The following is a 3,606-nucleotide window of genomic DNA, read 5'->3' as shown; positions in this document are numbered from 1 at the left end:
ACATAGGAAACAAATGGAAAGGTAATTCGGCGTAGTTTTGTCGAAGTTCACTTTTATGTGATATTAAAAAGCTATGCGGACATAAGGCCGAATATTTGTAGAGGACACGTGTGGTCGCCTGTTTGTCGGTTCTTCCTGTGAAGGCGATCAGTAGGCCGAGACGCTGTCCGCAGCTTTCCCCGATGCGCGGCACGCCCAGTCCGTCTATAGTCGTAGTTGACATACTCAGCGCATTAACGGGCAGATGGGTCAGAGCAGAGGTCGTTTGATCTGAAGGCACAATCGGCCATTACGGCCCGGGCGCAAGAGCCGGCATCGGCCATGCGGTGAATCATGTCGTTGAGCATAGGAAGTTTCCCGAGGGGGAATTTCACAAGCCTGACAGAACATGCCCTCAAAGATTTCTCACAAAAACCGCCATGCGGACTGAGCACCTCAAAATTCATAGTCCGGGAAAATGCTTCGAACTGCTCACTAAGCCCGCTCAACCCAGAGCCAGGCGATCTTCAACATCCAAGCAACCGAGCTGCGTCATTATTCATTCCCTCCAATCAACGCAGGAGGGATAGAATCCTGGGACAACTCTTAAAATTAGGGTTTTTCAAACTCCTCTATTGCGATCCTGATGCCTATGCGCCCCGAGAGGGCATCTCCCTTCATCAAGCGGATGTCGTATCATGACACGGGTGCTTGCACGTTATGTGGAAGAAAACAGGCTTTCAGCGAGCGCTGTCCAACCATCCTGGACTGAGGAAAGAGTCGCTTCAAAGATCTAGGCATCCAGAGGAGCATTTTCTCGAATCACGGCGTTTGAAAGGGTGATCGCGGGCATAGGAGAAACAGGTTTCATTTTAAGCCCGTCGGCGACCTGACGCAGTTGTATCGCGCATTTCCCCCCACCATGGCCGCCATAGGTGACGATTAGCAGAGGTTTTCCTTTCCACTCGAGATAGCAATGATCGATGGCATTCTTCAGTGCTGCCGGATACCCCCAGTTATATTGGGGCGTTACGAAGACGAAGCCGTGCGCTTGTGCAACCTTCTGGCCCCAGGCTTTTGAATGGTGTTGCTCATAGAGACCGAGCGCCGGAATGCCGGGTTCATCGTCCATGGGAAGCAGCCATTCGGCGAGATCGATAATCTCGATCTCGAGATCAGTCCGTTCCTGTCCGACACCAGAAACCCACTGTGCAATGGCGGGGCAATGACGCCCCGCTCGCACACTGCCCATAATTACTAAAACGCGTTTCGTCATTCTTCCGCCATGCCTCTAATTTTCTTTGCCCAGTTGACGGCGTTTCTACTTCAAGCCGCTCTCCTGCCTAACTCGCTCCAGTAGCACGACGAAATCGCGATCGGCATTGCCCGCGCTGATGGCGCTGAGCAGGCGATCACGAACCACAGAAGCATAAGGCAGCGGAACACCATAGTCGCCACCGGCCTCCATGAACATTTTGACGTCCTTCAGGCCGAGCGTCACTGGCGCTCCGGGATAGTCATAATCGTGCTCAACCATCAACTTGCCGTAATTCTTGTGGACGGGTGCATTATAGAAGCTGCCCGTCATAACATCGAAGATTACGCGGGGGTCGGTTCCGGCTTTCTCATTGAGCGCAAACACCTCTGCCATTTGCTCGATGGTGGAATAAATCATAAAATTGAGCGATAGTTTGGCAAGATTAGCCTGTATAGGGTCATCGCCCATCCTAAAAATATGTGGTCCGAAACACTTGAGCGTCGGTTCTAAACGGTCAAGTGCGTCGCGTTTTCCGGCCGCCATGACGAATAATTCTCCCGCTTCAGCCGCAGGTGGACGACCGAGGACATTGGCGCTGACATAAGTCTGCCCACGTTCTGCATGACCGTCACGCAGGCGGCGCGCTTGGGCGAGGGAGACTGTGCTACAGCAAACGTGAATAGCATTTGCGGACAATCCGGCCGCGATCCCGTCCTTGCCGAATGTTGTTTCCTGGGTAGTCGCATCGTCAAACATCATCGAAAAGACAACATCGACTTCCCACGCGACCGCATCGGGTGTGTCTCTCAGCGTTGCGCCCTGCGCAACAAGATCAGAAGCTTTTGCCGCTGTCCGATTATAGACGACGAGTTGGTGCCCCGCGTCCAGAAGGCGCCTCGCCATAGGGTGGCCCATGGCGCCGAGTCCAATAAATCCGATTCTCATAGTCGTGCCTCTTGCTTTGCTTGTGTAAGCGCCGCTGGCGCCGATATTGCTTCATGCGAGATTTTGGGGGAGCAGGGCTTGGCGTGCTTCATCATATAGGCCAGATTTCTACTCATGTGCGCCACTTTGTCCCTGATTCCGTCGTGTATGAAGAGTCCAGATCCGGATATTCCCTGGCTTTTGGGGGGACATATGCAGCAGAACACCAGACGGGTTAAGGACCTCCATTCCCATAACTGTGGTCAGATTCTTGGGATTGGGTATGGCGTTATGGGGGTACGAACCGACAAGGCATACTGGTTGATCGGGCCCGGCCAGGCACTGTGGTTACCACCCTGTCTGTGCCATACAGCCCGTTCGCACGGGGGGGTGTGTGGATGGAGCTTATTCATCGATCGAGCCCGATCCACGATGTTACCCGCCCAGCCGTTTCTCGTGCGAGGTACGCCTCTTCTGATCGCGCAAGCAGAACGGTTATCCCATTGTACGTCAGATAAATCGTGGAGCAATATTCACGCCCGTCTCGCCGAGAGTTTCTGGGATGAGTTTCTGTCTTCGCCGCGCGCGTCGGTGTCTCTGCCTCTCCCGACGGATGGTCGCTTGCGACGTGTAGTTGATGCGCTGAGTGAAAATCCGGCGGATACGCGTGAGCAAGCGGATTGGGCGAACGAGGCTTCCATGTCGGTGCGTTCCTTCGTTCGGCATTTCGGAGTGGAAACAGGCATGCCGTTTACGGCTTGGCGTCAGCGGCTGCGTATCCTCAATGCCCAGGAAAGGCTGGCACGCGGGGAGACGGTGACAAGCGTTGCGCTAGAAGTTGGTTACGAAAGTCCGGGTGCCTTTTCGGCAATATTTCGGAAGATTACGGGACATAGTCCCTCAGCCTATATGAAATTATGTAGATTTAGCGACAAAGGTTAGTGCTCATGTCAGGTTAGACCATGTGGACAAAAGGCTTATTGGTTCCTTGCAATACAAAGATCACACCGGGGCAATAAAGGACCGGCACATCTTCAAGGATGCTCTCGGAACGCAGGATACGAATACCCGGGAAGAGCATGGCGTTGTAGCTAGGTCACGGTACGAGTTCGGCGGCCAGTGCGAGGAGCGGAGAGGATACGGGTGGAAAACCCATAGGATCGAGCAAGACAATTAGAGTAAATGCAATCGATATCGCAACAATATAATATTATTGGTCAAGTCATGAACGCAATCCAGTCGAGCAAAGCCATGCCAAAGCAGATTTTTTTCATCGTGGACGCCAATTCAGGATTAGGATTGACCATTGCCCAGGTCACGTTGACAAAAGATCTATACGATCTGCCTGAGATCTGATTCACTTCCTGGCTGCGGGACAACGGGCAGAGAGAGCAGGCATGGCACGAGGCGATCTGACGGATCAGGAATGGGCGATGATTGGTCCG

Annotated in this window: 5 protein-coding genes; 1 reads left to right on the top strand and 4 read right to left on the bottom strand. The window is 53.3% G+C overall.

Annotated features, from left to right (window positions below):
* The 3 genes from HK22_RS15405 to HK22_RS14575 form a co-directional block, all read right to left on the bottom strand.
* The coding region (locus HK22_RS15405) for a hypothetical protein (RefSeq protein ID WP_233142721.1) at window positions 1-193 on the bottom strand (193 nt) is incomplete at its 3' end.
* A gap of 579 nt (window positions 194-772) precedes the next feature.
* On the bottom strand, window positions 773-1,255 hold the full coding sequence (locus tag HK22_RS14580; RefSeq protein ID WP_086649791.1) for an NADPH-dependent FMN reductase: 483 nt from the start codon (window positions 1,253-1,255) through the stop codon (window positions 773-775).
* A 45-nt stretch (window positions 1,256-1,300) separates the two neighbouring features.
* Entirely contained in the window at window positions 1,301-2,182 is an 882-nt protein-coding gene (locus HK22_RS14575; RefSeq protein WP_062106282.1) for an NAD(P)-dependent oxidoreductase, read from the bottom strand.
* Window positions 2,183-2,296: 114 nt separating this feature from the next.
* On the opposite strand from HK22_RS14575, the gene HK22_RS15555 reads away from it, so the two are divergent.
* Window positions 2,297-3,103, top strand: coding sequence for a helix-turn-helix domain-containing protein (locus tag HK22_RS15555; RefSeq protein ID WP_198945564.1), 807 nt, complete (start codon window positions 2,297-2,299; stop codon window positions 3,101-3,103).
* A 275-nt stretch (window positions 3,104-3,378) separates the two neighbouring features.
* Here HK22_RS15555 and HK22_RS15395 read toward each other — a convergent pair.
* Window positions 3,379-3,606, bottom strand: a 228-nt coding sequence (locus HK22_RS15395; RefSeq protein ID WP_233142720.1) for a hypothetical protein, incomplete at its 5' end; no start/stop codon positions are given.

Source organism: Gluconobacter sp. DsW_056, assembly GCF_002153595.1.
Taxonomy (GTDB): domain Bacteria; phylum Pseudomonadota; class Alphaproteobacteria; order Acetobacterales; family Acetobacteraceae; genus Gluconobacter; species Gluconobacter albidus.
This window is presented reverse-complemented; position numbering and strand designations above follow the sequence as displayed.

Excerpts from the sequence above, each read along its gene's own strand:
- HK22_RS14580 (WP_086649791.1), bottom strand. The coding sequence starts at position 1,255 with ATGACGAAACGCGTTTTAGTAATTATGGGCAGTGTGCGAGCGGGGCGT.
- HK22_RS14575 (WP_062106282.1), bottom strand. The coding sequence starts at position 2,182 with ATGAGAATCGGATTTATTGGACTCGGCGCCATGGGCCACCCTATGGCG.
- HK22_RS15555 (WP_198945564.1), top strand. The coding sequence starts at position 2,297 with ATGTGCGCCACTTTGTCCCTGATTCCGTCGTGTATGAAGAGTCCAGAT.